Origin of the sequence: Rhodococcus sp. 14-2496-1d, assembly GCF_002259365.1 — a bacterium.
GTDB lineage: Bacteria > Actinomycetota > Actinomycetes > Mycobacteriales > Mycobacteriaceae > Rhodococcoides.
The window spans coordinates 23746-47246 of sequence record NZ_NPFV01000028.1 but is presented as its reverse complement, the minus strand read 5'-3'; the positions used below and the strand labels follow the sequence as shown (position 1 = coordinate 47246).

Genomic DNA, 23501 nt, shown 5'->3' with positions numbered 1-23501 from the left:
CGACGAGCGTAGCCGCGCCGTCACCGAACAGCCCGCACCGATAGGCTCCGACCATGTCTGTCGATGCTCCCGCGTCCGTTGTCCTGTTCGATCTCGATGGGACGTTGACCGATTCCGCACCGGGAATTCACGCCGGTTTTCGCCACGCACTGGCGTCGGTGGATGCACCCGAACCGACCGAGGAACAGCTGTCGATGGTCGTCGGACCACCCCTGATCGACACGTTGCGCGGCCTCGGCCTGGACGAGGATGCGGCGCAGCGTGCCCTGGCGGCGTACTTCCAGCGTTACGACGAGCGGGGCTGGGCCGAGAACACCGCGTTCGACGGCATCGAGTCGGTGTTGACGCGATTGCAGGATCGCGGCGTCCGACTCGGTGTGGCGACGTCGAAGTCGGAGCGATTCGCGGTCCGGATTCTGGACCACTTCGGTCTGTCGCGGTACTTCGAGTTCATCGGCGGTGCCAGCAACGACGGCACCCGACGGGCGAAGTCCGACGTGATCGCGCATTCGCTGACCAACCTCGGCATCGACCCGGTGGAGTCCGCGGACGGCGGCACCGCCGGGGTGATCATGATCGGTGATCGTGATCACGACGTGCACGGCGCCGCCCGATTCGGCATTCCCACGGTGTACGTCGAGTGGGGCTACGGCGTCGACGGCGAGAGCGACGACGCCGCGTTCACCGCGTCGAGCATGGACGAGCTGGCCGCCGTGCTCGAGCAGAACACGGCGGCCGTGCGATGACCGAGCCACTGCACGTGACGTTCGTGTGCACCGGCAACATCTGCCGATCGCCCATGGCCGAGAAGGTCTTCGCTGGTCATTTGCGCGACGCCGGCCTGAGCGAGGCGGTGCGCGTCTCGAGCGCCGGGACCGGCGGTTGGCATGTGGGCGACGGCGCGGATCCTCGAACCGTCGCCGAGCTCGATGCCCACGGATACGACAGCGAGCACGCGGCGGCGCAGGTCGGGCCGGATCATCTGGCAGCGGATCTGATCGTCGCACTCGATACCGGCCATGCTCGCGCCCTGCTGCAGCTCGGTGCTCCGGCCGATCGTGTCGCCTTGCTGCGGTCGTTCGACCCCGATGCCGACGACTCGTCGGTGGCCGATCCGTACTACTCATCCGATTCGGCATTCACCGAGGTGCGCGAGCAGATCGAAGGTGCCGTGCCCGGCTTGCTGGACTGGGCACGGTCTCGGCTCCCTCGCTGACCCGGCTACCGTGGTGGCGTGGACAAGTTAGCGTTCTTGCTGCGACCCAAGTGGTTGGTGCTGGCTGCGGTGGTGCTGGCCTTCGCGTTCCTGTGCTTCAGCGTGCTCGCTCCGTGGCAGTTGGGAAAGAACACCTCGACGTCCGAGCGCAACGATCTGATCACCCGATCCGTCGACGCGGATCCGGTACCGATCTCGGACGTTCTCACCGCTGACGGGTTTCCGGCCGAGGACGAGTGGCGTCGGGTCATCGCCCCCGGGTCCTACGTCGCAGATTCCGACGTGCTGGTGCGGCTGCGCAGCATCCGTGATCAGCCCGCATACGAGGTCATCACCCCGTTCGTGATCGACGGCGGGCCCACCGTGCTCGTCAACCGCGGATACGTACTGCCGGTGGAAGGAACCAGAGCGCCCGAGTTCGAGGCGGCCCCCACCGGTGACGTGACACTGAACGCGCGGGTACGACAAGCCGAGGGCACCTCGCGCGAGCCCGTCGAGGACGACGGTCGACTGCAGGTCTACAACATCAACCCGGAACAGATCGGCGCGGCGGTAGGAGTCGACGCCATCGACGGATACCTCCAGCTCGACGACGGTCAGCCGGGCGGTCTCGGCTTGATCGAACTGCCGCAGACCGACGCAGGCCCCTATCTGTCCTACGGTCTGCAGTGGCTGGCGTTCGGCATCATGGCACCGTTGGGTCTGGCGTATTTCGCTCGCGCGGAGATACGGGAACGCCGCAATGCACGTGCACAACTCGCGGACGCGATGTCCGGCGAGCCGGATACCGAGGGCGAGGCCGGTCCGGATCAGGCCGGTCCGGACGAGGAAGAAGAGTTCACGCTGCCCACGCGTCGCGAGAAGCGAGCGAGGGCACGCGCGGCGTCACGCCCGACGACGCCGTCGAATCCTCGCCTGGCCGATCGCTACGGAAAGAATCGCTGACGCGACCGCAGACAGTTCTTGCACTCGGCTCGACAGTGCGACCGATCGGCGAAGATCACGTGCGGTCGGCGCGTGTCCGTCACCGAGTGTCGGCCTGATCTCGACGCCGTGTCGGTACTGCGTTCTACCGCCGAGCTGCAGCCCCAGTGCCCCGGCAGCCGACGCCTCCGCGACACCTGCGTTGGGGCTGGGGTGCTGCGCGGCGTCGCGTCGCCACATCTTCAGGGCTCGGGTGGGCGAACCCTGCACCGACGGAGCTGCGACGACCGTCGCCAGGCCGGTGACGCGGGCCGGCAGCAGGTTAAGAACGTCGTCGATTCGCGCTGCGGCCCAACCGAAGCGCAGATACTTCGGCGAGCGGTAGCCGACCATCGCGTCGAGCGTGTTGCTCGCTCGGTAGGCCAGAATTCCCGGCACCCCGGCCAGCGCTCCCCACACCAACACGCCGACCGTCGCATCGGAGGTGTTCTCCGCGATGGACTCGAGGGCGGCGCGTGCGAGGCCGTCGGAGTCGAGTGGTTCCGGATCTCGACCGCACAGTGACGGCAGCAGTGCGCGTGCACTCTCGAGGTCGTCGTTGTCGAGATGGTCGGCCATCTGCCGGCCCACCTTCGACAGTGACGTGCCTCCGAGCGCGGCCCAGGTAGCCGCCGCCACCAGAGCGACTTCAGCAGGTGCACCCACACGGGCGGCCACGCGACTCGACGCGACGCCGAGTGCGGTCATCGAGCCGATCAGCGCGGCCGCATGGACGACGCCCGAGGCTCGACTGTCGCGGTAGAGGGCGCGTTCGACGCGCAGTGCCGTGGTCCCGAATCCTGCGACCGGGTGCCAGCGTCTCGGGTCTGCGAACACTCGATCGAGGCCGTAGCCGACCAGTAAGCCGATCGCTCGGGGGTGTGTCCACATCCCACGAATCTTGCCAACTGCACACCGGGCTCAGGACACCGGACTGTCAGGCCCAGCGGTGACGGTACGCACCTGCCAGTTGACGGTTGCGGAAGTCGATGTCGCTTCCGTCGTTGAGCAAGGCGATTGCCATTCCTACGAAGCCGACTGCTGCCATTACGAACATCGTCATGATTCCCCCAGAATCTCGTGTGGATCCGCCGAGCGGATGTGGGCGTAACAGATTGTTACCCGCGAGTAAGGCGATTCCCACGCCTTTGAGGTCGGCGTCACGTGTGTCCGTGGTCACGAGACGTCGGTCTCATCGGATCGTCCAAATATCAACGGCCACCGACACTCTCGGGATGTGCGTTTGTCCCGTCGTTACTGCGGCACAGGAAACAGATGCTGTTCGTCGGTCACGACCGACCGGAGAAATTCGTCGACGGCTTTCACCCGCGCGAGTCCGGTCAGCTCTCGCGGTACCACCGTCCAATACGTGCGCTCGACCGAGACGACACCGGGCAGCACCGACACGAGGGCCCCGTCCGGCTCACCGATATAGCTGGGCAGGGGCGCAATCCCCACACCGGATCTCGCCGCGATCCACTGCCCGGTGATGTTGTTGGTCTGAATCTGAGCGTGGCCCTCCGGCAGGATCGCATCCAGGATGCGCAGCGGTGCCACATCGAGCAGCGCGTCCACGTACGAGATCAGTGTGTGTTCACGCAGCTCGTCGACGGTCCTGATCGGTGCCATCGCGGCGAGGTACTCGGCGGACGCATAGAGCTCGAGGGAGTACGTCGCCAACCTGCGGGTCACGACGAACCTCGGTGACGGCCGCTCCAACGTGATTGCGATGTCGAACTCCCTGGTGGCCAGCGAGTTGTGCTCGGTGGCGGTGACCAGTTCGATGTCGAGATCGGGGTGCTTGTCTCGGAGTACTCCCAGTTTCGGTGTCAGCACGAACGCTCCGAAACCGTCCGGGGCCGCGATCCGCACGGTTCCTCGCAGGGAGCCGGTGTCCGAGGTCTGATCCTCGAACGCCGCGATGAGTGTCGACTCGACGGTCTCTGCGTATGCGACGAGGCGTCGACCCGCCTCGGTCAGTCGCCAACCCGACGGCGTTCTGTCGAACAGGCGCTGCCCGGCCGACTTCTCGAGAGCCGTGATGCGCCGACCGACGGTGGTGTGGTCGACACCGAGAGTGTGCGAGGCGTCGGTCAAACGCCCGGTCCTCGACACTTCGAGGAAGTAGCGGAGATGGTCTGCGTTGAACACCTACCGAGACTATCGCCGGTGTGCATTTCTGCACAGCGATCTGCGGTTTTGGCCTTTGACATGTGCATCCGTACAAGTGAGACTCGAGACACACCGATGGAAGGATCGAACGTTGACCGACGTCATCACGCACTGGCTCGATGGAAAGACCTATTCCGGCGTCTCCGACCGGACCGCCCCCGTCACCAACCCCGCCACCGGCGAGGTCACCGGAACGCTCACCCTGGCCGACACAGACGATGCCCGTGCGGTCATCGACGCCGCCGCAGCCGCATTCCCGGCGTGGCGCGACACCTCACTGGCCAAGCGCACCTCCATCCTGTTCTCCTTCCGAGAGCTGTTGAACGCCAAGAAGAACGAGCTCGCCGCCATCATCACCGCCGAACACGGCAAGGTTCTCTCCGACGCCCTGGGTGAGATCGGCCGCGGCCAGGAGGTCGTCGAATTCGCCTGCGGCATGGCACATCTGCTCAAGGGCGGATACACCGAGAACGCGTCGACCGGCGTCGACGTCTACTCCATCCGTCAACCGCTCGGACCGGTCGGCATCATCTCGCCCTTCAACTTCCCCGCCATGGTCCCGATGTGGTTCTTCCCCATCGCCATCGCGGCAGGCAACACCGTCGTCCTCAAACCGTCCGAAAAGGACCCGAGCGCCAGTATCTGGCTCGCCGAGCTCTGGGCCGAGGCAGGCCTACCCGATGGCGTCTTCAACGTCCTGCAGGGCGACAAGGTTGCCGTCGACGAGCTCCTCGAGAACAAGAAGATCAAGTCGATCTCCTTCGTCGGCTCCACCCCCATCGCCCAGTACGTCTACGCCACCGGCACCGCCCACGGAAAACGCGTCCAGGCCCTGGGCGGAGCCAAGAATCACGCCGTCGTCCTCCCCGATGCAGATCTCGATCTCGCCGCCGACGCCATGGTCAACGCGGGCTTCGGCTCCGCAGGCGAACGCTGCATGGCCATCTCCGCCCTCGTCGCCGTCGGCAGCATCGCCGACGAACTCGTCGCCAAGATCGCCGAGCGGACAACACCGTTGGTCACCGGCGACGGCACCCGAGGGGCGGACATGGGTCCGCTCGTCACCAAGGCACACCGTGACAAGGTCGCCTCGTACGTCGATGCAGGCGAAGCGGCAGGTGCCACCCTCGTCGTCGACGGCCGCACCGTCCAGCCCGACGGTGGCACCGACGGATTCTGGCTCGGCCCCACCCTGATCGACCACGTGACTCCCGACATGAGCATCTACACCGACGAGATCTTCGGACCCGTCCTGTCGGTCGTTCGCGTCGACACCTACGACGACGCACTGCAGCTGATCAACGACAATCCCTACGGCAACGGCACCGCCATCTTCACCAACGACGGCGGCGCGGCCCGACGCTTCCAGAACGAGGTCGAGGTCGGCATGATCGGCATCAACGTCCCCATCCCGGTTCCGATGTCCTACTACAGCTTCGGCGGTTGGAAGAACTCGCTCTTCGGCGACAGCCACGCCCACGGCACCGAGGGAGTGCACTTCTTCACCCGAGGAAAGGCCGTCACCAGCCGCTGGCTCGACCCGAGCCACGGCGGCATCAACCTCGGCTTCCCTGAGAACAGCTGAGTTCCGAAAACAGCCAGCCCATGTGCGCGGAACTTCGTAGCAGGTTACGAAGTTCCGCGCACATGGTCACCTCGCGAAGGAGAACACCATGGTTTCCAACATCTCGTTTCCTCGGTTCCTCAAGCTGGGCGGCGGTGCCGTCGAAGAGCTGGGGACGGTGCTGACCGATCTCGACGTGTCACGGCCGTTGCTCGTCACCGATGCGTTCATGGCCGGTAACGGCTCGGCGGATCGTTTGATGAAGATCATGACCGAGGCCGGGAAGACGCCGGCTCTGTTCTCGGGCACCGTTCCGGATCCGACGACCGATTCGTTGGTTGCGGGCCTCGACGCGGTGCAGCAGCATTCGGCCGATTCGATCATCGGGTTCGGCGGCGGCAGTCCGATGGACACGGCCAAGGCGCTGGCCATTCTCGCGGTGCAGGGCGGCACGATGCGGGACTTCAAGGCTCCGGTGCTGTCGACCGGCCCCGCGCTACCGATCATCGCTGTCCCTACCACGGCCGGAAGTGGTTCGGAGGCAACTCAGTTCACCATCATCACCGACGTGGCATCGGACGAGAAGATGTTGTGCCCCGGGCTGTCGTTCCTGCCGATTGCTTCGATCATCGACTTCGAGTTGACGATGTCGATGCCGGCGCGCTTGACGGCCGATACCGGCGTCGATGCGCTCACTCATGCCATCGAGGCGTACGTGAGCAAGAAGGCCAACCCCATTTCCGACGGTTTGGCCCTCAGTGCGATTCGCACGATCGGGACGTCGTTGCTGCGGGCCTATCGGGACGGCGACGACCGGCAGGCGCGCGAGGCGATGATGCATGCCTCGACGCAGGCGGGAATGGCTTTCTCCAATGCGAGCGTCTGCCTGGTGCACGGTATGAGTCGACCCATCGGCGCGCATTTCCATGTGGCACACGGGCTTTCCAACGCGATGCTGTTGCCTGCCGTCACGGCATTCTCGATCGACGGGGCCCAGGCGCGTTACGCCGATTGCGCCCGCGCACTGGGCGCGGCGTCGGAAAGCGATTCGGATCAGCTTGCCGGTGGCAAGTTGCAGGATGCGATCGTCACGCTGTGCCGTGAGGTGGAGGTTCCGACGCCGGAGACCTTCGGGATCGAGAAGGCGAAGTGGGACCAGCTGTTGCCGCTGATGGCCGAGCAGGCGCTCGCCTCGGGTAGCCCCGGCAACAATCCGGTGGTGCCGACAGCCGAGCAGATCGTCGACCTGTACCGGCAGGTGTACGCGGGAATCTAGTCGGGAGAACCGGATGCGCGGGCGGCCACGGTGTCGCGCCGCGTATTTCGGCGTTGCACCGCAATTCCACCGATCACGGTCACGGCCGCCAGCACTGCCGACAGCAGAATGGACGACCGCTGCTCCGGCCGCACCACCATCATCACCAGCACGAAGACGATGAACCCGATGGCAAGGTACGTCAGCCACGGGTAGAGCCACATCCGAACGGCGGGGCGTTCGCCGTCGCGGTCGAGGTGACGCCGCAGCACCAGCTGGCTACTGGCGATGGCCAGGTAGACGAACAGCGCGACGGCGCCGGTGGTCGCCAGCAGGTAGGTGAAGAGCTTCTCGGGCAGGATGTAGTTTCCGACCACCGCGAGGAACCCGAGCACCATCGAGGCGATCACCGCAACCCACGGCACCCCGTTCGTCGTGATCTTCTTGACCGCCCTCGGTGCGTCACCTCGATCGCCGAGCGAATACAGCATGCGCGACGCGGTGTAGAGCGCCGAATTCAGGCACGACGCGACCGCGGTCAGAATGACGATGTCCATGATGGTCTCGGCGTGCGGGATCCCCATCTTGGACAGGACGAATTGGTACGAGCCCGTGTTGGGATCCAGTTCGTTCCAGGGCACCAATGCGACGATGACGAAGATGGAACCGAAGTAGAAGATCGAGATTCGCCAGATCACCGAGTTGGTGGCGCGGGTGATTCCCTTGGCCGGATCCTTGGATTCGGCAGCGGCGATGGTGACGATCTCCGAGCCCATGAACGAGAACATCGTCGTCAGCATGGCCGCGATCACCGCGCCGAAGCCCAGCGGCATGAAACCACCCGAGGCCCAGAGTTGGTCGACACCACTGACTTCCGAGTCGGGTAGCAACCCGAAGATCGCCGCGATCCCGAGGCCGATGAACGCGATGATGGCCACGACCTTCACCAGGGCGAACCAGAACTCGAACTCGCCGTAGTTGCCGACGCTGATCAGGTTGGTCGCGGTGAGGGCAACGACGATGAGCAGTGCCCACATCCATTGCGCGCCGCCGAGCCAGTTCGTGAGAATGGATGCAGCCGCGGTGGCTTCGACCGGGATCACCAACACCCAGAACCACCAGTACAGCCATCCGACCGAGAATCCGGCCCAATGCCCCAGGGCGCGAGTGGCATAGGTGGAGAACGAGCCGGTGTCGGGATTGGCCGTCGCCATCTCCCCCAGCATGCGCATCACCAGGATCACGAGTGTTCCCGCGAACAGGTACGCCAGCAGCACCGCTGGGCCTGCCGTCGCGATGGCGTTGGCCGAACCCACGAACAGACCTGCGCCGATGACTCCGGCTATCGAGATCATCGTCACGTGCCGTGGCTTGAGGCTGGTGCCGAGTCCGTTCTCGCCGGTATCCGGCTTCTCCGTAATGGCCATCCCTGTAGTCGAACACAAAGTGAACGCAGACGCAGCGGGTGACCGATATGTCCAGACAGCCGGTGGTACAGAGATATTCGGACGAATCCCGGCATACTGGACGGATGAACTCCGAAGCGGGCATCATCTCCGATCCGGTCACCATCATCGGTGCCGGCATAGCAGGCGCGGCCTGCGCGCGGGTTCTCCGCGACGCAGACGTACCGTTTCGCATCGTCGACCGAGGCCGCGCTCCGGGTGGGCGGATGTCCTCGCCCGAGTTGCACGGCCGTCGCGTCGATCTGGGGGCGGGCTACTTCACCGTCCGAGATCAAGAATTTGCGACGGTCGTGGCCGACTGGGAGTCGGGTGGATTGGCGCGTCAGTGGGCCAACACGTTCGGCATTCTCAAACCCGAAACGGTTCCGTGCACGACGACCGGCCCGGTTCGCTGGGCGACCCCGAACGGGCTTCGATCCTTGGTGCGAAACATGCTCGACGGCTTCGACATCGAACATTCCATGGAGCTGACCGACCTTCCCGACGGCCACGTCGTGGTGGCGATGCCGGATCCGCAGGCGACGCGACTGACCGCCGTTCCCGATGCCGTCGACTACGACCCGGTCATCGCGGTGGCGTGTGGATTCGACGGACTCGACATTCCCTTTCGAGACGCAGCGTTCGTCAACGATCATCCCGATATCGACTTCGTCGTCGACGACGGTGCCCGGCGCGGCGACGGCGCTCCGGTTCTCGTGGTGCACACGACGTCGCGGCGCGCGCAGCAGCATCTGGACAACCCCGACGGGGCGATCGCCCCGGTTCTCGACGCGCTACGCGAATTGTCCGTCGTCTCGGCGGACCCCGCGTGGACCCACGCCCACAGGTGGACATTCGCCAAGCCTGCGGCGCAACACGATTCCAACTTCCAGCTCCAGCACCAGGATGGACGACTCGTCGGACTGGCCGGCGATCAGTGGTGCGAATCCGGAGTGCCCCGGGTCGAGAGCGCCTGGCGTTCGGGAACGGACGTGGGCAGAGAACTCGTGCGACGCCATTCGCACTGACGTTTGCCCGGCGTCGAACCACGAGCCGGATTAGGATCGCCCGCGTGCTGTCCGTGAAGTCGTACTCCCGCGAATACATCGACGCCTGCCGTGCGCGCCTCGATTCTCAGCTCGCCGCATACCGTGCGGTCGCGTCGAATCGAACGACGACGACTGCCGTGGACGAGGCATTCGACGTCGCCTTCTTCAACAATCTCGTCCTGACGCTCGAGGTCTATTTTTTGCACCGCATGCGCGGCCAGGAGAAGAAGAACGGCAATCCACTCAACGAGGTCCGAGTCCTGGCGGCGTCGATGACGACTGCCGACGACATCATGACCAGCGATCCGACCATAAATCTCGATCCTGCGAAAAGCATTCTCGGATACGCCGTCGGCGATCGAATCGCGCTCGACGAGAAGCAGTTCGTCGCATTGGCCGATGCGTTCTTCGCCGAGATCGAGACGAAGTTCGGCCCGCAACTCGCTCCCTAGCTGCTGACGAATGTCACCGTCTCGTCCAGAGGCGCTCGGCTGGTACGGAATCCGTTGATCGGATGTGTCTCGTCGGGGTAACCGAAGGAGATGCCGGCCACCACTTTTCGGGTGTCCGGGATGTCGAACCATTCGTGCAGAAACGGTGAGTACGCGGCCAGTGCTGCCTGCGCGATGGCGCCGAGACCGAGACTCTGCGCGGCAAGCAGAAAGGTTTGGAGGTACAACCCGCAGTCGACGGCCCCGTACGTGCCCAGATCGGCGTCGGTGGTGATGATGGCCGCGTGCGGTGCGTCGAACAGCTCGTAGTTGCGGATGAACTGACGCGTCGTTGCCTCGGTGTCGGATTTGACCACCCCGATGCTCTCGTAGAGTGCGCCACCGCATTCGCGTCGTCTGGCTCGGTGCAGAGCGTTGTAGTTCGCCGGGAACGAGAAGTCCGGTTGCGGTGCCCCGGACGCCACGTGCTCGACCAAGGCCTCGGAGAACTTTCGGGTGGCATCGCCCTCGGTGACGATGATCTGCCACGACTGGGTGTTGGACCAGGAGGGAGTTCGCTGGGCGGCCGTGAGTAGCTGCTCGAGGACCTCGTGAGGGACCGGCTTCGGCAGGAACTGCCGGCACGAGTACCGCTCGTCGAGTAGTTCTGTCAGCGCGTCGTACCGGGTCACGTCGTCCGCCTCGTGTCAGTGCTGTCGGGTGCGGGTCGAAGGTAACACCACGGCTGCGCCCGACGGTCATGTGCTGGACCGTCGGGCGCAGCCCGGTCTACTGGAGAGGAAGCAGGATGTCCTTCACACGCGGGTCGGTCGCCAGGAATTCCTGCACCGCCGGGTCCTTGAATGCGGCGACGAGATTCTTGATGTTGTCCGTATCTGCCCACCGGCTACCGATGGTCAGCTGGCCTGCGAACTCGTCCGGTGCCGGCGGGGCGAAGATCTGCTTTTCGACGGGAATGCCTGCGGCGAGGTAGTACTCGGTGTAGCCCACCGCCGCATCGAGATCCGGCAGTGCCCTCGATTGCGCAGCGAAGTCCAGCAGCGTGAACTTCAGATTCTTCGGGTTTCCGACGATGTCCTTCTGCGTGGCCGTCGACTTGTCGACAGCGGGATCGAGCGTGATCAGGCCGGCTCGCTCGAGTACCCACAGGCCTTGGGCCTCGTTGGCCGGGTCGGAGTACAGCGAAACCGTTGCGCCGTCCGGCAATTGAGCTGGGTCCGAGTACTTGTCGGACCACAGGCCGAATCCCCACCGGAACACCGGCGTTGCGGCCTCCTCCTGGAAGTCGGGGTTCGATTCGAGGACCTGACCGAGCCACAGCTTGTGTTGGTAGACGGTTGCGGCCACCTCACCTTCGCTGACGGCGCGGTTGATGGTGTTGCTGTCTGCGAGTCCGCGGAATGCGACCGTGATGCCGTATTTGGGGGCAACCTGGTCTGCGACGAATTCGACGAGCGCCTGTTCGGACGCATTGCCCTCTGCCGTGGCGACGACGAGTGTTGCTCCCTCGGTGTCGTTGGCCGATGCGGTGTCGCCGAAGAACGCGATGCGGACGATCACGGCGAGGGCGATCAGCACGACGACTGCGGCGATGATCCAGGGCGCTTTCCGACGGTTCTTCAGCTCGAAGCCGTGCGCTTCGGTGGACGTTGTCATGGTGGATGGAACCTTTCGGGTGTGGTTCAGGCAGTGCGCACAGCGCGCTGATGAGGTGTGGTGAAGCGAACGAGTGCATCGCCGACGAGCTGTACGACGGCGACGGTGAGAATCAGGATGACGATCGTGGCGATCATGACGGTGTGATCGAATCGCTGGTATCCGTATGTAACTGCGACATAACCGATTCCGCCTGCGCCGATGGTGCCGGCGATGGCCGAGTATTCGATCATGGCAATGACGTTGATGGTCAGCCCGCCGATGATCGACGGAACCGCCTCGGACAGCTGCGTGGTGGTGACCTGCAGTGTGGAACCACCGGATGCCCGAGCGACGTCGACCACCGACGTCGGAACCGAGCGCAGAGAGTTCTCCACGATGCGGGTGAAGAAGGCGATGCCTGCCAACGACATCGGTACCACTGCCGCTGCGATGCCGATGTTGGTTCCGGTGATCCATCGGGTCACCGGAACCAGCGCGGCCATCAGGATCAGGAACGGCAACGATCGTCCGATGCTGACGATCCAGCTGACCGGCGTGTGCAGCACCGGGTTCTCGAACAGTCCGCCGGGACCGAGGTTGAACAGCACCGCTCCGAGTGGAACACCGACGATCACCACGATGGACATCACGATCCCGACCATCGTGAGGGTGTCGCCCAACGCGGGCAACAGTAGAGCCGGCAGTTCGTCGACCGGAACCTTGTTTCCTGCCGCGAGTACCGCGATCACGACGCGACTTCCAATACCGGATGATTCCCGTCGACGGAGCCGGACAACCCCAGCGCCGTGAGTGCATCAGGGACGCGTGCACTCAGGTGGCCACCGACGCCGATCGACGCGCTGCCGACCGTCACTCCGGCCACAACCTGCACGGACGCGCCCAACAACGCGACCTGCACGCCCAGATCCTGACCCAGCCTCCCGATCCAGTCCTGCGGAACATCGGGCGAATCGTAGGTGACCTTCCAGTGCACGTCGCCGGCTGCAGCCTGTGCGTCGTCACGCCGAGGGCGCAGCTCGTTGCCGAGCCGCGAGCGGTGGTCGGTCAACAGATCGACCAGCTTCCCCGATTCGACGATACGACCGTGATCGAGCCTGGCCACCGAATCCGCAGCTCGCAGAACGGTATCCATTTCGTGGGTGATGAACACGATGGCGAGGTCGAGATCACGACGCAGTTCACGCAGCAACTCGACCACCGATTCGGTGGTCTGCGGATCCAAGCCGGATGTCGCCTCGTCGGACAGCAACACCGACGGCCTGAGCGCCAGTGCGCGCGCGATTCCCACTCTTTGGCGTTGCCCGCCCGAGAGTTGAAACGGATAGCGAGCGGCTTTGTCGGACAGCCCTACTCGGTCGAGAAGCTCACCCACCCTTCGGGCCGTCTCGGCTTTAGTCGCCCCCAGGAAGTCGAGGGGCAATGCGACGTTCTCGGCCACGGTTCGGCGCGAGAGCAGACTCGACGACTGAAACACGGTGCCGATGCGCCGGCGCGCAACCCGAAGCTGCTTGGCGTTCAACTGCGCGAGATCGTCCCCGTTGACGATCACCGAGCCCGAGGTGGGCCGCGTCAAGAGGTTGATACATTGGGCCAGCGTGCTTTTGCCGGCACCACTGGGGCCGACGACGGCCAGGATCTCGCCGGACTGCACCGTGAAATCCAGCCGGTCGAGGACGACGGTCGTGTTCTCCCCCGTCCCGTACGTCTTGGTCAATTGCGCTATTTCGATCATGCTCCGACGCTCTTTTCGCTGATGTGACGGCGCAACGATGAGCTACCGGCGACTCGATGACCAGCTATCGACTCATCACGATCCGAACTGTTCCCACCGGCCTAGGTCGTCGGTAGCGTCGCACCGCTGTCGATATCGAAGACAGATCGTCCCGCCGAAGGAGTTCCCCCGTGTCACGCGAGATCCGTTTCAATGCCTTCGACATGAACTGCGTCGCGCATCAGTCCCCCGGTCTCTGGCGTCATCCGCTGGATCAATCGTGGCGATACAAGGAACTCGGCTACTGGACCGATCTGGCGAAGCTGTTGGAGCGCGGCCTGTTCGACGGTCTGTTCGTCGCCGACGTCCTCGGCACGTACGACGTGTACGGCGGTAATCACGACGCCGCCATTCGGCACGGCGCGCAGATTCCGGTGTCGGACCCACTATTGCTCGTCAGTGCGCAGGCCGCGGTCACCGAGCATCTGGGCTTCGGGATCACTGCGGGTACCGGATTCGAGCATCCGTATCCGTTCGCGCGACGGCTCTCCACGCTCGATCACCTCACCAACGGCCGGATCGGATGGAACGTGGTGACCGGCTATCTACCGTCGGCGGCGCAGAACATGGGACACGACGATCAGCTGAAGCACGACGATCGTTACGACCACGCCGACGAATATCTCGAGGTGCTCTACAAGCTGTGGGAGGCGTCGTGGGACGACGACGCGGTGGTCCGCGATCGTGAGACCGGTGTATTCACCGATCCCACCAAGGTGCATCGAATCAAACACCGCGGCAAGCACTTCACGGTGCCGGGCATTCATCTGGCCGAGCCGTCGCCGCAGCGGACGCCGGTGATCTTCCAGGCCGGCGCGTCGCCGCGTGGCGTACGGTTCGCGGCGCAGAACGCCGAAGCGATCTTCGTCGGTGCACCCACCAAGGAGATTCTGGCGCAGACGGTTTCGAATATTCGTCGAGCATTGCGAGATGCCGGCCGCGATCCGTACTCGGCGCGCATCTATCAGTTGCTCACCATCGTCACCGATGAGACATCCGAACTCGCCCATGCCAAGCACGACGAGTATCGGTCGTATGCCAGTGCCGAGGGTGCGTTGGTGTTCATGTCGGGCTGGATGGGCGTCGACCTGTCGCGGTACGCGCTCGACGAGCCGCTCGGCAATGTCGAGAGCAATGCGATTCAGTCGTTCGTCTCGTCGTTCCAGTCCATCGGTGCCGATGGCAAGGAGTGGACGGTGCGCGATATCGCCGAGTGGGGCGGCATCGGTGGTGCCGGTCCGCGCATCGTCGGCTCCCCCGGCGAAGTCGCGGATCAACTGCAGGAGTGGGCGGACGAGACCGACGTCGACGGCTTCAATCTCGCGTACGCCATCACCCCGGGAACGTTCGAGGACGTCGTTCGATTCGTCGTCCCCGAATTGCAGCGGCGGGGTGTCTATCGCACCGAATACACGCCGGGCACGTTGCGGCACAAGCTCTTCGGTAACGGTGATCGACTGCCCGAGGAGCATCGGGCGCAGCAGATCGTACGGGGAGTCAGGAGTCGTCGCGCGCAGGCGTGACCCACGACCGGACGCGTCGGGATGTGTGCGCATCCGTACCAGAACATCTGCACGCTCGTTCGATGCTGTTCGCCGATCTCGCGCTTGGATGAATTCTGTCGCCCCACTCGGACGAGAACGACTCTCGCTCGTGGGGGTACCTCGCGAGGTCACTGTCGCCCTCCGAGTCTCAGTGCCGCCGCGCATCGGCGGCTCAGCCATTTCGACAGGAGCGCCATGACCGTTTCATCGGTAGAAGACGTGCACGCCATCCAAGAACTGAACGCTCGGTACAACTTTGCGGTGGACGAAACCGACGGTCCTGCCTGGGCAGACTGTTTCACCGCCACGGGCGTGTTCAACGCCCTCCTTCCGGGCCAGACCCCCACTGGCACGGAGGAATTGCTCGGTTTCATGCCGATCGTCACCGAGGCATTCGGACGAATGCACCACCTCACGACCAACGAGATCATCACGGTGAACGGCAACGAAGCCACTCAGAAGTGCTATCTCCTCTTCTTCTCGGCGAAAGACGGACGCACCGAAGGGACGATCTGCGAGTACAACGACGCACTGGAAAAGACGGACAGCGGGTGGAAGTACTCGCGCAGAGACGTCACCGCGCACACCAAGATCGCTGACTTCACCGCCGTCACAGAAAACGTCTGACCACTCGCGAAACGAAGAGGGACAATCATGGATTTCGAAGACAAGGTCGTTCTGATCACCGGTGCAGCCGGCGGCATCGGCCATGCTGCGACAAAGGCGTTCGCCGAACAGGGCGCGACGCTGGTGTTGGTGGATCTGTCCCTGTCGGCGCTGGAGAAGATCGCCGCCGATCTGGGCCTCCCCGAGAACCGATTGCTACTCGTGGCAGCCGATGTCAGGAGCGAAAAAGAGGTCGAAGGATACGTCGCCAGTGCCATGACGCGGTTCGGCAGGATTGACGTCTTCTTCAACAATGCGGGCGTGGAAGGTAAGACCGGAGCCTTGGTCGATACCGACGCCGAGACCGTGGACACGATCCTCGACGTGAACGTGAAGGGATCGTTCTTCGGCATCAAACACGTCCTGTCGACGATGATCACACAGAAGTCGGGTGCCATCGTCAATACGTCCTCGATGGCAGGGTTGATCGGCTTTCCCGCCCTCGGCGTCTACACCGCCTCGAAGCACGCTGTCATCGGCCTGACGCGCGTGGCCGCGTTGGAAGCTGCAGACAGCGGTGTCCGAGTGAACGCAGTGTGTCCCGGTCCGGTGAACACTCGGATGATGCGAGGAATCGAAAACGGCATGTCGGCCGGCAACCCCGAGGCAGCGAAGTCTCAGTTCGCCGACAGCACCGCGATCAAGCGGTACGCCGAGCCCGAGGAGATCGCACATGTCGTGCTCTTCCTGGCCTCGTACAAGGCGTCGTATGTCACCGGCAGCATCTTCACTGCGGATGGCGGCATGACCGGGATGTAGCCGACGGACACTCACCGCCCTGCAGGGCATGCTGTACCGGGCGGTGAGCACGTCCGCCGACGTCAGGACGACGCAGACGTGATCCTTCGACTGAGGTATTCCGAAGGCAGGCAACCTTTCTGCGTTCTGAAGACGCGATTGAGATGCGACAGGTCTGCGAAGCCCCACCGAGCTGCAAGGGTGGACATCGACGTCGGCCGGGTCGCCGAGTCGAGATCTGCTGCGCACGCCTCGACTCGCGACTTCATGACGGTTCGGGCGTACGAGAGTTCGGTCTCCTCGTACAGCTGGTGGAGCTTGCGTACCGAGATGGAAAAACGCCGCGCAGTTTGCTCGGCAGGCACCGACCCACATCGAATCTGTTCTGCCACATAGGCGTTGATCGCGGCTCTCATCTCGGCCCGAAGGCTTCGGCTGTCGCAGGTCCGTTCGTTCTCGCTCGATCCGGCCGCTGATGCGATCAGTGTGAGCAAGGCCGAATTGGTGGCGAGGACATCCGCGCGCTCCATTCGATCGGCCCGTTGCCACACTGCACTCATCGCGGCACTGGCAACATGCGCGGACGCATTGGTCGGCGAGAACGATACTGCGGTTCTCCCGTCCGAATCCGTGATCAGTGGCGTCAACATGCCGTTGGGGACCTTCATCGACAGCACTCGCCATGTGCTCCGGTAATCGAGTCCGAACGGTCGAGTCGCATCGAACAACGCGAAGTCGCCCGCGTTCACGACACACGTCCGGCCTGCTTGCCGCCCGACGCAGGTGCCTTCGAGGACCAAGTTCACGAACGTCACGTCCTCCGTGGTTCTTGCTACCTCCGATCGGCCGTGAAGATGGAGCTGGGGCTCCGACGCGATTTCCGCGAGCCGGATGGAACCCACCGGTGCAGCGCGAACCCATCCGGTCATCCCGCCCGGTGACGACGCCGTGGCGTGTGCGGCGGGGCGGCGGGGAAACAACGGTGTGAACGCGTCGCAGATCGCGTCGCGCCAGTAGCCGAATTGATCCGGCACCGGCAGATCTTCGGTCGTCCAATGCTCCATGGTCAAGCCCCGCCGGTATCGAAGTTCGCGCTGGTCCCACCGATGATGCTGCGCAGTCGTTTCCGGACCGTTGCACGTGATGCGTCGACGCGTAACCGTCACCTCACGGCGATGACGAACGGGCTGTGAACCATAGCGAGAGTGGACGGGCAAGCCAGAAGAGCGCATGCCGAACATGAACGAAATTCACCGTTACCGATGACGACCGGCCGGCCGAATCAGGGCACCGAGACACCTGTGGCAGTTGAATCGAGGGTGGGCGCAGAGGGGTTCGAACCCCCGACCGCTGGTGTGTAAAACCAGAGCTCTACCGCTGAGCTATACGCCCCAGTACCGGTGGCCTGGGTACAACCCCGGGCCACCGGAACGCTTGGAGAAATTTATCGTGTCTGATCTCTAACTACAATTCCGCAGGTCAGCTCACTTGTGCGAGAGCCTCGGCCCACGATGAACTGTCGCGAGCCTCACCGGGTCCGTTCATTTCGGCGAACCGGATGATTCCGGATTTGTCGACCACGAACGTTCCACGATTGGCGAAGCCGGCGCTGTCGTTGAACACGCCGTACGCCTGAGCAACCTCGCCGTGCGGCCAGAAGTCCGACAGCAGCGGAAAGGTGTAACCCTGCTCTGCAGCCCAGATCTTGTGGGTCGGAGGCGGACCCACCGAGATTGCCAAGATCGCAGTCTCGTCGTTCTCGAAGGTCGGTAACTCGTCGCGCACTTTGCACAGCTCGCCCTGGCACGTGCCGGTGAAGGCCAGTGGATAGAACACGAGCAGAACGTTTTTCACGTTCCTGTACGACGACAACGTGACCAGTTGGTTGTTCTGATCCTTCAGAGTGAAGTCGGGCGCAACCGCGCCAACCTCGATCGGCATCTAGAACCGTCTTCCTGTATCGAGCATCGACCTACCGCTTGGTGGCAGGGGTCTTGGGCTGAACCAGACGACTTCCGATCCAGTCACCGAGGTTTGCCGCAGAGGTCTGCGTCAATCCTGCGGTCGGGGCGGACTCGGCGATCTCGCTGGGTTCGACGTGACCGGACAGGCCGGTCTTGGGGCTGAGGACCCACACGATTCCATCGTCCGAGAGTGGCCCGATGGCATCCATGAGTGCGTCGACCAGGTCACCGTCTCCGTCGCGCCACCACAGCAGTACGACATCGATCACCTCGTCGGAATCCTCGTCGAGGGTCTCGCCACCGATCGCATCTTCTACGTCGGCGCGCAGATCATCGTCGGTGTCCTCGTCCCAGCCCAGCTCCTGTACGACCATGTCGCGAGTGATGCCAAGTTTCTGAGCGTAGTTCTGAGCGTCCGCCGCGGCGACCACGGTGGTGACCTCCTTGAATTGTGGGTGCAGTAGACAAAGCGAACAGGGTCGGAGCCGTTCGCGCAAGCTGACCGCGCCGAAATTGCGTACATAAATTTCTACTGGTGGGTATCGGACCTCTGTACTACCAGAACCGAGAAGATGTAGCAGGATTGGGAGGAATCACGAGAACGAGGAAAGTAGAGCGCCGTCACAGGGGCGCGCTACCGGACCGGACGCCACACCGAGCGTCCGCCACATTGAGGAGTGCACACGTTGTCCGAAGTGAACAGCGGCGAACGGCAGAACACATCGTCTGCAGGCAAGAAGGGCTCTGACGGCCGGGTCCGCGTCATCCGCGAGGGTGTCGCGTCGTACCTGCCCGATATCGACAACGACGAGACCAACGAATGGATCGAGTCGTTCGACGGCTTGTTGGAGAGGTCCGGCCCCAACCGCGCTCGCTACCTGATGCTCAGGTTGCTCGAGCGCGCCGGTGAGCGCCGCGTCGCGCTGCCGTCGCTGACGTCGACGGATTACGTCAACACCATTCCCACCGAAAACGAGCCGTGGTTCCCCGGCGACGAGTCGATGGAACGTCGCTACCGCGCCTGGATCCGCTGGAACGCAGCCATCATGGTGCACCGCGCGCAGCGCCCCGGCGTCGGCGTCGGTGGCCACATCTCCACGTACGCCTCGTCGGCTGCGCTGTACGAGGTCGGCTTCAACCACTTCTTCCGCGGCAAGGACCACCCGGGCGGCGGCGACCACATCTTCATCCAGGGTCACGCCTCCCCCGGCATCTACGCCCGCGCCTTCCTCGAGGGCCGCATCCCGGCCGAGCGCATGGACGGCTTCCGTCAGGAGGCCAGTCACGTGAACGAGGGCGGCGGACTGCCGTCGTACCCGCACCCCCGCCTGATGCAGGACTTCTGGGAGTTCCCGACGGTGTCGATGGGTCTCGGCCCGATGAACGCCATCTACCAGGCCCGCTTCAACCACTATCTCAACGACCGCGGCGTCAAGGACACCTCCGATCAGCATGTCTGGGCATTCCTGGGCGATGGCGAGATGGACGAGCCGGAGTCGCGTGGACTCGCGCACGTGGCCGCCACCGAGGGTCTGGACAACCTGACGTTCGTCGTCAACTGCAACCTGCAGCGCCTCGACGGCCCGGTCCGCGGCAACGGCAAGATCATTCAGGAGCTGGAGTCGTTCTTCCGCGGCGCGGGCTGGAACGTCATCAAGGTCGTCTGGGGCCGCGAGTGGGATTCACTGCTGCACGCAGACCGCGACGGCGCGCTCGTGAACCTGATGAACACCACTCCCGACGGTGACTTCCAGACGTACAAGGCCAACGACGGCGGGTACGTCCGCGATCACTTCTTCGGTCGCGATCCGCGCACCAAGGAACTGGTCAAGGATCTGTCCGACGACGAGATCTGGAACCTCAAGCGCGGCGGCCACGACTACCGCAAGGTGCACGCTGCCTACGCGGCGGCGATGTCGCACAAGGGCCAGCCGACGGTCATCCTGGCGCACACCATCAAGGGCTACACCCTCGGCAAGCACTTCGAGGGCCGCAATGCCACGCACCAGATGAAGAAGCTCACGCTCGACGATCTCAAGACGTTCCGCGATCTCCAGCACATCCCGATCTCGGACGAAGAGCTCGAGAAGGATCCGTACATGCCGCCGTACTACCACCCCGGCCCGGATGCTCCCGAGATCCAGTACATGCTCGATCGCCGCAACAAGCTCGGCGGATTCGTCCCCGAGCGGCGGGTCGACGTCAAGCCGCTCCCGCAGCCCGGCGACGACACGTACAAGACGCTCCGCAAGGGCTCCGGCAAGCAGGAAGTCGCCACCACCATGGCGCTCGTGCGCGTCATGAAGGAGTTGTTGCGAGACAAGGAGATCGGCCACCGAATCGTGCCGATCATCCCCGACGAGGCCCGCACGTTCGGTATGGACTCGTGGTTCCCGTCGCTGAAGATCTACAACCGCAACGGCCAGCTGTACACCTCGGTGGACTCGGAGCTGATGCTCGCCTACAAGGAGAGCTCGGTCGGCCAGATCCTGCACGAGGGCATCAACGAGGCCGGTTCGACGTCGTCGTTCACCGCGGTCGGTACCTCGTACGCCACGCACGGCGAGGTCATGATCCCGCTGTACATCTTCTACTCGATGTTCGGCTTCCAGCGCACCGGCGACGGTCTCTGGGCGGCAGCAGACCAGATGGCTCGCGGATTCGTGCTCGGTGCCACCGCAGGTCGCACCACGCTCACCGGTGAGGGTCTGCAGCACGCCGACGGTCATTCGCTGCTGTTGGCCTCGACCAACCCGGCGGCCGTGGCCTACGACCCGGCGTTCTCGTACGAGATCGCGCACATCGTCAAGGACGGTCTGCGACGGATGTACGGCGGAACCGAAGGTGTCGAGGGCTTCGGCGGCGAGAACATCTTCTACTACATCACCCTCTACAACGAGCCGTACGTACAGCCGGCCGAGCCGGAGAACCTCGACGTCGAGGGTCTGCTCAAGGGCATCTACCGGTTCGCCGAGCCGCAGGAGGGCGACGGACCCGAGGCGCAGCTGCTGGCGTCCGGCGTCGGCATCGTCTCGGCCCGTAAGGCCCGCGAATTGCTGTTCGAGGAGTGGGGCGTTCGTTCGGCCGTCTGGTCGGTGACCTCGTGGGGCGAACTGCGCCGCGACGGTGTCGAGGCCGAGCAGGAGTCCCTGCGCAATCCCGGTGCCGACAAGCGCGTTCCGTTCGTCACCTCGGCGCTGGCCGACGCCAACGGCCCGGTCATCGCGTCCTCGGATTGGATGCGTGCGGTTCCGGACCAGATCCGTCAGTGGGTTCCGGGCGATTACGTCACTCTCGGTACCGACGGATTCGGATTCTCGGATACCCGTCCGGCCGCGCGCCGGGTGTTCAACGTCGACGCCGAGTCGATCGTCGTCGCCACGTTGTCGGCTCTGGCGGCATCCGGTGAGGTCGACCGCTCCAAGGCCGTCGAGGCCGCGGAGAAGTACAAGATCGACGACGTCACCGCCGCTCCCACGTCGTACGCCGATACCGGTTCGGCGTAGGTTCGACCCCTGATCGCCCGACCCCCGTTCCACCTCGCGCGGCACGTCCAGCGCGAGGTGGGCGGGGGTCGGGCGTAGGTTCTCCTTATGTCCGATGCGAAGCCCGGTTCCCCGGACAGTGCGTCCACACGCGAAGTGTCCCGACGCGACGCCTATCGTGAGGCGTTGCGTGAGTCGTTGACCTCGGACAACGAAGTGCATCTTCCGGTCGCCTCACTGGCTCCCTCACGCCAGAAGCGCGATCCCCTGCCCGATGCCCTGCTGCGGCGGGTCAAACAGTTCTCCGGCCGACTCTCGACAGAAGCCGTCACCACGATGCAGGGCCAGTTGCCGTTCTTCGGCGATCTCGACGCGGCCCAACGCGCAAGCGTGCAGTTGTTGATTCAGACAGCCGTCGACAACTTTCTCGAATGGCTCAAGAACCCCAACAGCGATATCCGCTTCAGCCTCGACGCATTCCAGGTCATCCCCCAAGACCTGGCCCGCCGCCTCACTCTGCGCCAGACCGTCGACATGGTCCGGGTGGCGATGGAGTTCTTCGAGCAGTGGCTTCCGGCGCTGGCTCGCAACGATCAGCAGCTGGTGGCCCTGACCGAGGCCGTCCTACGGTACGGCCGCGAGCTCGGCTTCGCGGCCGCGTCGGTCTACGCCAGTGCGGCCGAATCTCGCGGTGCCTGGGACACCCGCCTCGAAGCTCTCGTCGTCGATGCCGTCGTGCGTGGGGACACCGGCTCGGACATGCTCTCGCGTGCCGCAACGCTGAACTGGGACGCCACGGCCCCCGCGACGGTGTTGGTCGGTACTCCCCCGGACGATCGGGGCGTGTCGGTGGTCGGAACAGTGCACGCCGTGGCGCAGAAGCACGGCCGCGCGGCACTCGCCGTGGTGCAAGGCACTCGGCTGGTGATGGTGGTCAGCGGCCAGATCGAGGACACGCCGGCCCACCACGCGTTCATCGAGGACATGTTGCAGAACTTCTCCGACGGGCCCGTGGTCATCGGCCCGACCACTCGCACCCTGGGCGCGGCGCACTCGAGCGCGGTGGAAGCCTTCGCCGGCATGCAGGCCGTCGCCGGCTGGCGTGGTGCACCGCGTCCGGTGCACGCAGGCGAGTTGTTGCCCGAACGCGCACTGCTCAACGACAGTGCGGCGATATCGGCGTTGAACGATCACGTGGTCGTTCCATTGGCGGCGGCGGGTTCTGGACTTGCCGACACCCTCGATGCGTATCTCGACTGTGGCGGAGCCGTCGAAACCTGCGCACGGCAGCTGTTTGTTCATCCAAATACCGTTCGGTATCGGCTCAAGCGCATCGCAGAGGTCACCGGTCGCGACCCCACTCACCCGCGCGACGCGTACGTGCTCAGGGTCGCGGCAACGGTAGGTAGGTTGGCTCGAACGCATCACGAACCGGCACATCCAGCCCCATATGTCACACAGGTCACATTCGGAGAAGTGGTTACGTAACGCTCCACCACCCTCCGGCGATAGCGAGTCCCCACGAGGCGATTTGTAGGGTTCCCACAAATTGCCTGTC

Annotated in this window: 23 protein-coding genes and 1 tRNA gene; 12 read left to right on the top strand and 12 right to left on the bottom strand. The window is 64.2% G+C overall.

From position 1 onward, the window contains the following. The first annotated feature begins 53 nt into the window (after positions 1 to 53). The 3 genes from CH296_RS20370 to CH296_RS20360 are packed head-to-tail and all read left to right on the top strand — an operon-like array spanning position 54 to position 2161. Entirely contained in the window at positions 54 to 746 is a 693-nt protein-coding gene (locus CH296_RS20370; RefSeq protein WP_094631646.1) for an HAD-IA family hydrolase, read from the top strand. Beyond that, entirely contained in the window at positions 743 to 1216 is a 474-nt protein-coding gene (locus tag CH296_RS20365; protein ID WP_176459219.1) for a low molecular weight protein-tyrosine-phosphatase, read from the top strand. Before CH296_RS20370 ends, CH296_RS20365 begins: the two co-directional genes overlap by 4 nt. An 18-nt stretch (positions 1217 to 1234) precedes the next feature. Continuing rightward, positions 1235 to 2161 carry an SURF1 family protein gene (locus CH296_RS20360; RefSeq protein WP_094685640.1) on the top strand — a complete coding sequence of 309 codons (927 nt, stop codon included), beginning with the start codon at positions 1235 to 1237 and terminating at the stop codon, positions 2159 to 2161. On the opposite strand, the gene CH296_RS20355 is transcribed toward CH296_RS20360, so the two are convergent. The 3 genes from CH296_RS20355 to CH296_RS20345 all read right to left on the bottom strand — a co-directional run bounded on the left by CH296_RS20355 (position 2102) and on the right by CH296_RS20345 (position 4330). Further along, the gene (locus CH296_RS20355) at positions 2102 to 3070 is read right to left on the bottom strand and encodes a cobalamin biosynthesis protein (RefSeq protein WP_094685639.1); all 969 of its coding nucleotides are present in this window, start codon (positions 3068 to 3070) and stop codon (positions 2102 to 2104) included. The two genes, CH296_RS20360 and CH296_RS20355, sit on opposite strands and share 60 nt — an antisense overlap. Positions 3071 to 3116: 46 nt before the next feature. Then, positions 3117 to 3242, bottom strand: a complete 126-nt coding sequence (locus CH296_RS29610; RefSeq protein ID WP_256978899.1) for a hypothetical protein — start codon at positions 3240 to 3242, stop codon at positions 3117 to 3119. Between the two features lie 191 nt (positions 3243 to 3433). Further along, positions 3434 to 4330: a LysR family transcriptional regulator gene (locus tag CH296_RS20345; protein WP_094685638.1), complete on the bottom strand. Its 897-nt coding sequence runs from the start codon at positions 4328 to 4330 to the stop codon at positions 3434 to 3436. Between the two features lie 112 nt (positions 4331 to 4442). Between CH296_RS20345 and CH296_RS20340 the strand changes: the two genes are divergently transcribed. Both CH296_RS20340 and CH296_RS20335 read left to right on the top strand, forming a co-directional pair. Further along, positions 4443 to 5936 (top strand): CoA-acylating methylmalonate-semialdehyde dehydrogenase, encoded by a 1494-nt coding sequence (locus CH296_RS20340; RefSeq protein ID WP_032394722.1) that lies wholly within the window; start codon positions 4443 to 4445, stop codon positions 5934 to 5936. An 88-nt stretch (positions 5937 to 6024) separates the two neighbouring features. Beyond that, positions 6025 to 7191, top strand: coding sequence for an iron-containing alcohol dehydrogenase (locus tag CH296_RS20335; protein ID WP_094685637.1), 1167 nt, complete (start codon positions 6025 to 6027; stop codon positions 7189 to 7191). Here CH296_RS20335 and CH296_RS20330 read toward each other — a convergent pair. Further along, on the bottom strand, positions 7188 to 8597 hold the full coding sequence (locus CH296_RS20330; RefSeq protein WP_094682267.1) for an amino acid permease: 1410 nt from the start codon (positions 8595 to 8597) through the stop codon (positions 7188 to 7190). The two genes, CH296_RS20335 and CH296_RS20330, sit on opposite strands and share 4 nt — an antisense overlap. 104 nt (positions 8598 to 8701) lie before the next feature. On the opposite strand from CH296_RS20330, the gene CH296_RS20325 reads away from it, so the two are divergent. Next, complete coding sequence (locus CH296_RS20325) at positions 8702 to 9643, top strand: NAD(P)/FAD-dependent oxidoreductase (RefSeq protein ID WP_094685636.1); 942 nt, start codon at positions 8702 to 8704, stop codon at positions 9641 to 9643. A gap of 44 nt (positions 9644 to 9687) precedes the next feature. Further along, positions 9688 to 10116 carry a hypothetical protein gene (locus tag CH296_RS20320; protein WP_032394455.1) on the top strand — a complete coding sequence of 143 codons (429 nt, stop codon included), beginning with the start codon at positions 9688 to 9690 and terminating at the stop codon, positions 10114 to 10116. Here CH296_RS20320 and CH296_RS20315 read toward each other — a convergent pair. The 4 genes from CH296_RS20315 to CH296_RS20300 all read right to left on the bottom strand — a co-directional run bounded on the left by CH296_RS20315 (position 10113) and on the right by CH296_RS20300 (position 13507). Further along, positions 10113 to 10787, bottom strand: coding sequence for a nitroreductase (locus CH296_RS20315; protein WP_094685635.1), 675 nt, complete (start codon positions 10785 to 10787; stop codon positions 10113 to 10115). The genes CH296_RS20320 and CH296_RS20315 overlap by 4 nt on opposite strands. A gap of 97 nt (positions 10788 to 10884) precedes the next feature. Further along, positions 10885 to 11772, bottom strand: coding sequence for a MetQ/NlpA family ABC transporter substrate-binding protein (locus CH296_RS20310; RefSeq protein WP_094685634.1), 888 nt, complete (start codon positions 11770 to 11772; stop codon positions 10885 to 10887). 26 nt (positions 11773 to 11798) lie between these two features. After that, entirely contained in the window at positions 11799 to 12503 is a 705-nt protein-coding gene (locus tag CH296_RS20305) for a methionine ABC transporter permease (protein ID WP_032394457.1), read from the bottom strand. Continuing rightward, positions 12500 to 13507, bottom strand: a complete 1008-nt coding sequence (locus tag CH296_RS20300) for a methionine ABC transporter ATP-binding protein (protein ID WP_094631634.1) — start codon at positions 13505 to 13507, stop codon at positions 12500 to 12502. Before CH296_RS20300 ends, CH296_RS20305 begins: the two co-directional genes overlap by 4 nt. Before the next feature lie 170 nt (positions 13508 to 13677). Here CH296_RS20300 and CH296_RS20295 point away from each other — a divergent pair, with 170 nt between their 5' ends. From CH296_RS20295 to CH296_RS20285, 3 genes are all read left to right on the top strand, one after another. Continuing rightward, positions 13678 to 15069, top strand: a complete 1392-nt coding sequence (locus CH296_RS20295) for an LLM class flavin-dependent oxidoreductase (protein ID WP_094685633.1) — start codon at positions 13678 to 13680, stop codon at positions 15067 to 15069. 216 nt (positions 15070 to 15285) lie between these two features. Then, a complete protein-coding gene (locus CH296_RS20290; RefSeq protein WP_094647608.1) occupies positions 15286 to 15717 on the top strand; it encodes a nuclear transport factor 2 family protein in 432 nt (143 codons plus the stop codon). A 27-nt stretch (positions 15718 to 15744) separates the two neighbouring features. Next, a complete protein-coding gene (locus CH296_RS20285) occupies positions 15745 to 16515 on the top strand; it encodes an SDR family NAD(P)-dependent oxidoreductase (RefSeq protein WP_094685632.1) in 771 nt (256 codons plus the stop codon). A 62-nt stretch (positions 16516 to 16577) separates the two neighbouring features. On the opposite strand, the gene CH296_RS20280 is transcribed toward CH296_RS20285, so the two are convergent. The 4 genes from CH296_RS20280 to CH296_RS20265 form a co-directional block, all read right to left on the bottom strand. Further along, positions 16578 to 17558 carry a helix-turn-helix domain-containing protein gene (locus CH296_RS20280; protein ID WP_256980528.1) on the bottom strand — a complete coding sequence of 327 codons (981 nt, stop codon included), beginning with the start codon at positions 17556 to 17558 and terminating at the stop codon, positions 16578 to 16580. A 256-nt stretch (positions 17559 to 17814) separates the two neighbouring features. Continuing rightward, positions 17815 to 17886, bottom strand: a tRNA-Val gene (locus tag CH296_RS20275). Positions 17887 to 17973: 87 nt separating this feature from the next. Continuing rightward, positions 17974 to 18435: a peroxiredoxin gene (locus CH296_RS20270; RefSeq protein WP_032394459.1), complete on the bottom strand. Its 462-nt coding sequence runs from the start codon at positions 18433 to 18435 to the stop codon at positions 17974 to 17976. 31 nt (positions 18436 to 18466) lie between these two features. Continuing rightward, on the bottom strand, positions 18467 to 18889 hold the full coding sequence (locus tag CH296_RS20265) for a DUF3052 domain-containing protein (protein WP_032394460.1): 423 nt from the start codon (positions 18887 to 18889) through the stop codon (positions 18467 to 18469). A gap of 255 nt (positions 18890 to 19144) precedes the next feature. Between CH296_RS20265 and aceE the strand changes: the two genes are divergently transcribed. Further along, positions 19145 to 21964, top strand: a complete 2820-nt coding sequence (aceE, locus tag CH296_RS20260; RefSeq protein ID WP_032394725.1) for a pyruvate dehydrogenase (acetyl-transferring), homodimeric type — start codon at positions 19145 to 19147, stop codon at positions 21962 to 21964. Between the two features lie 87 nt (positions 21965 to 22051). Further along, entirely contained in the window at positions 22052 to 23431 is a 1380-nt protein-coding gene (locus CH296_RS20255) for a CdaR family transcriptional regulator (protein WP_230596653.1), read from the top strand. Positions 23432 to 23501 lie beyond the last annotated feature (70 nt).

Bases quoted from the DNA above. Each gene is read 5' to 3' on its own strand.
- CH296_RS20325 (WP_094685636.1), top strand. From the start codon at position 8,702: ATGAACTCCGAAGCGGGCATCATCTCCGATCCGGTCACCATCATCGGT.
- CH296_RS20285 (WP_094685632.1), top strand. From the start codon at position 15,745: ATGGATTTCGAAGACAAGGTCGTTCTGATCACCGGTGCAGCCGGCGGC.
- CH296_RS29610 (WP_256978899.1), bottom strand. From the start codon at position 3,242: ATGACGATGTTCGTAATGGCAGCAGTCGGCTTCGTAGGAATGGCAATC.
- CH296_RS20365 (WP_176459219.1), top strand. From the start codon at position 743: ATGACCGAGCCACTGCACGTGACGTTCGTGTGCACCGGCAACATCTGC.
- CH296_RS20255 (WP_230596653.1), top strand. From the start codon at position 22,052: ATGTCCGATGCGAAGCCCGGTTCCCCGGACAGTGCGTCCACACGCGAA.
- CH296_RS20330 (WP_094682267.1), bottom strand. From the start codon at position 8,597: ATGGCCATTACGGAGAAGCCGGATACCGGCGAGAACGGACTCGGCACC.
- CH296_RS20335 (WP_094685637.1), top strand. From the start codon at position 6,025: ATGGTTTCCAACATCTCGTTTCCTCGGTTCCTCAAGCTGGGCGGCGGT.
- CH296_RS20355 (WP_094685639.1), bottom strand. From the start codon at position 3,070: ATGTGGACACACCCCCGAGCGATCGGCTTACTGGTCGGCTACGGCCTC.
- CH296_RS20300 (WP_094631634.1), bottom strand. From the start codon at position 13,507: ATGATCGAAATAGCGCAATTGACCAAGACGTACGGGACGGGGGAGAAC.
- CH296_RS20370 (WP_094631646.1), top strand. From the start codon at position 54: ATGTCTGTCGATGCTCCCGCGTCCGTTGTCCTGTTCGATCTCGATGGG.
- CH296_RS20310 (WP_094685634.1), bottom strand. From the start codon at position 11,772: ATGACAACGTCCACCGAAGCGCACGGCTTCGAGCTGAAGAACCGTCGG.
- CH296_RS20290 (WP_094647608.1), top strand. From the start codon at position 15,286: ATGACCGTTTCATCGGTAGAAGACGTGCACGCCATCCAAGAACTGAAC.
- CH296_RS20270 (WP_032394459.1), bottom strand. From the start codon at position 18,435: ATGCCGATCGAGGTTGGCGCGGTTGCGCCCGACTTCACTCTGAAGGAT.
- CH296_RS20280 (WP_256980528.1), bottom strand. From the start codon at position 17,558: ATGGAGCATTGGACGACCGAAGATCTGCCGGTGCCGGATCAATTCGGC.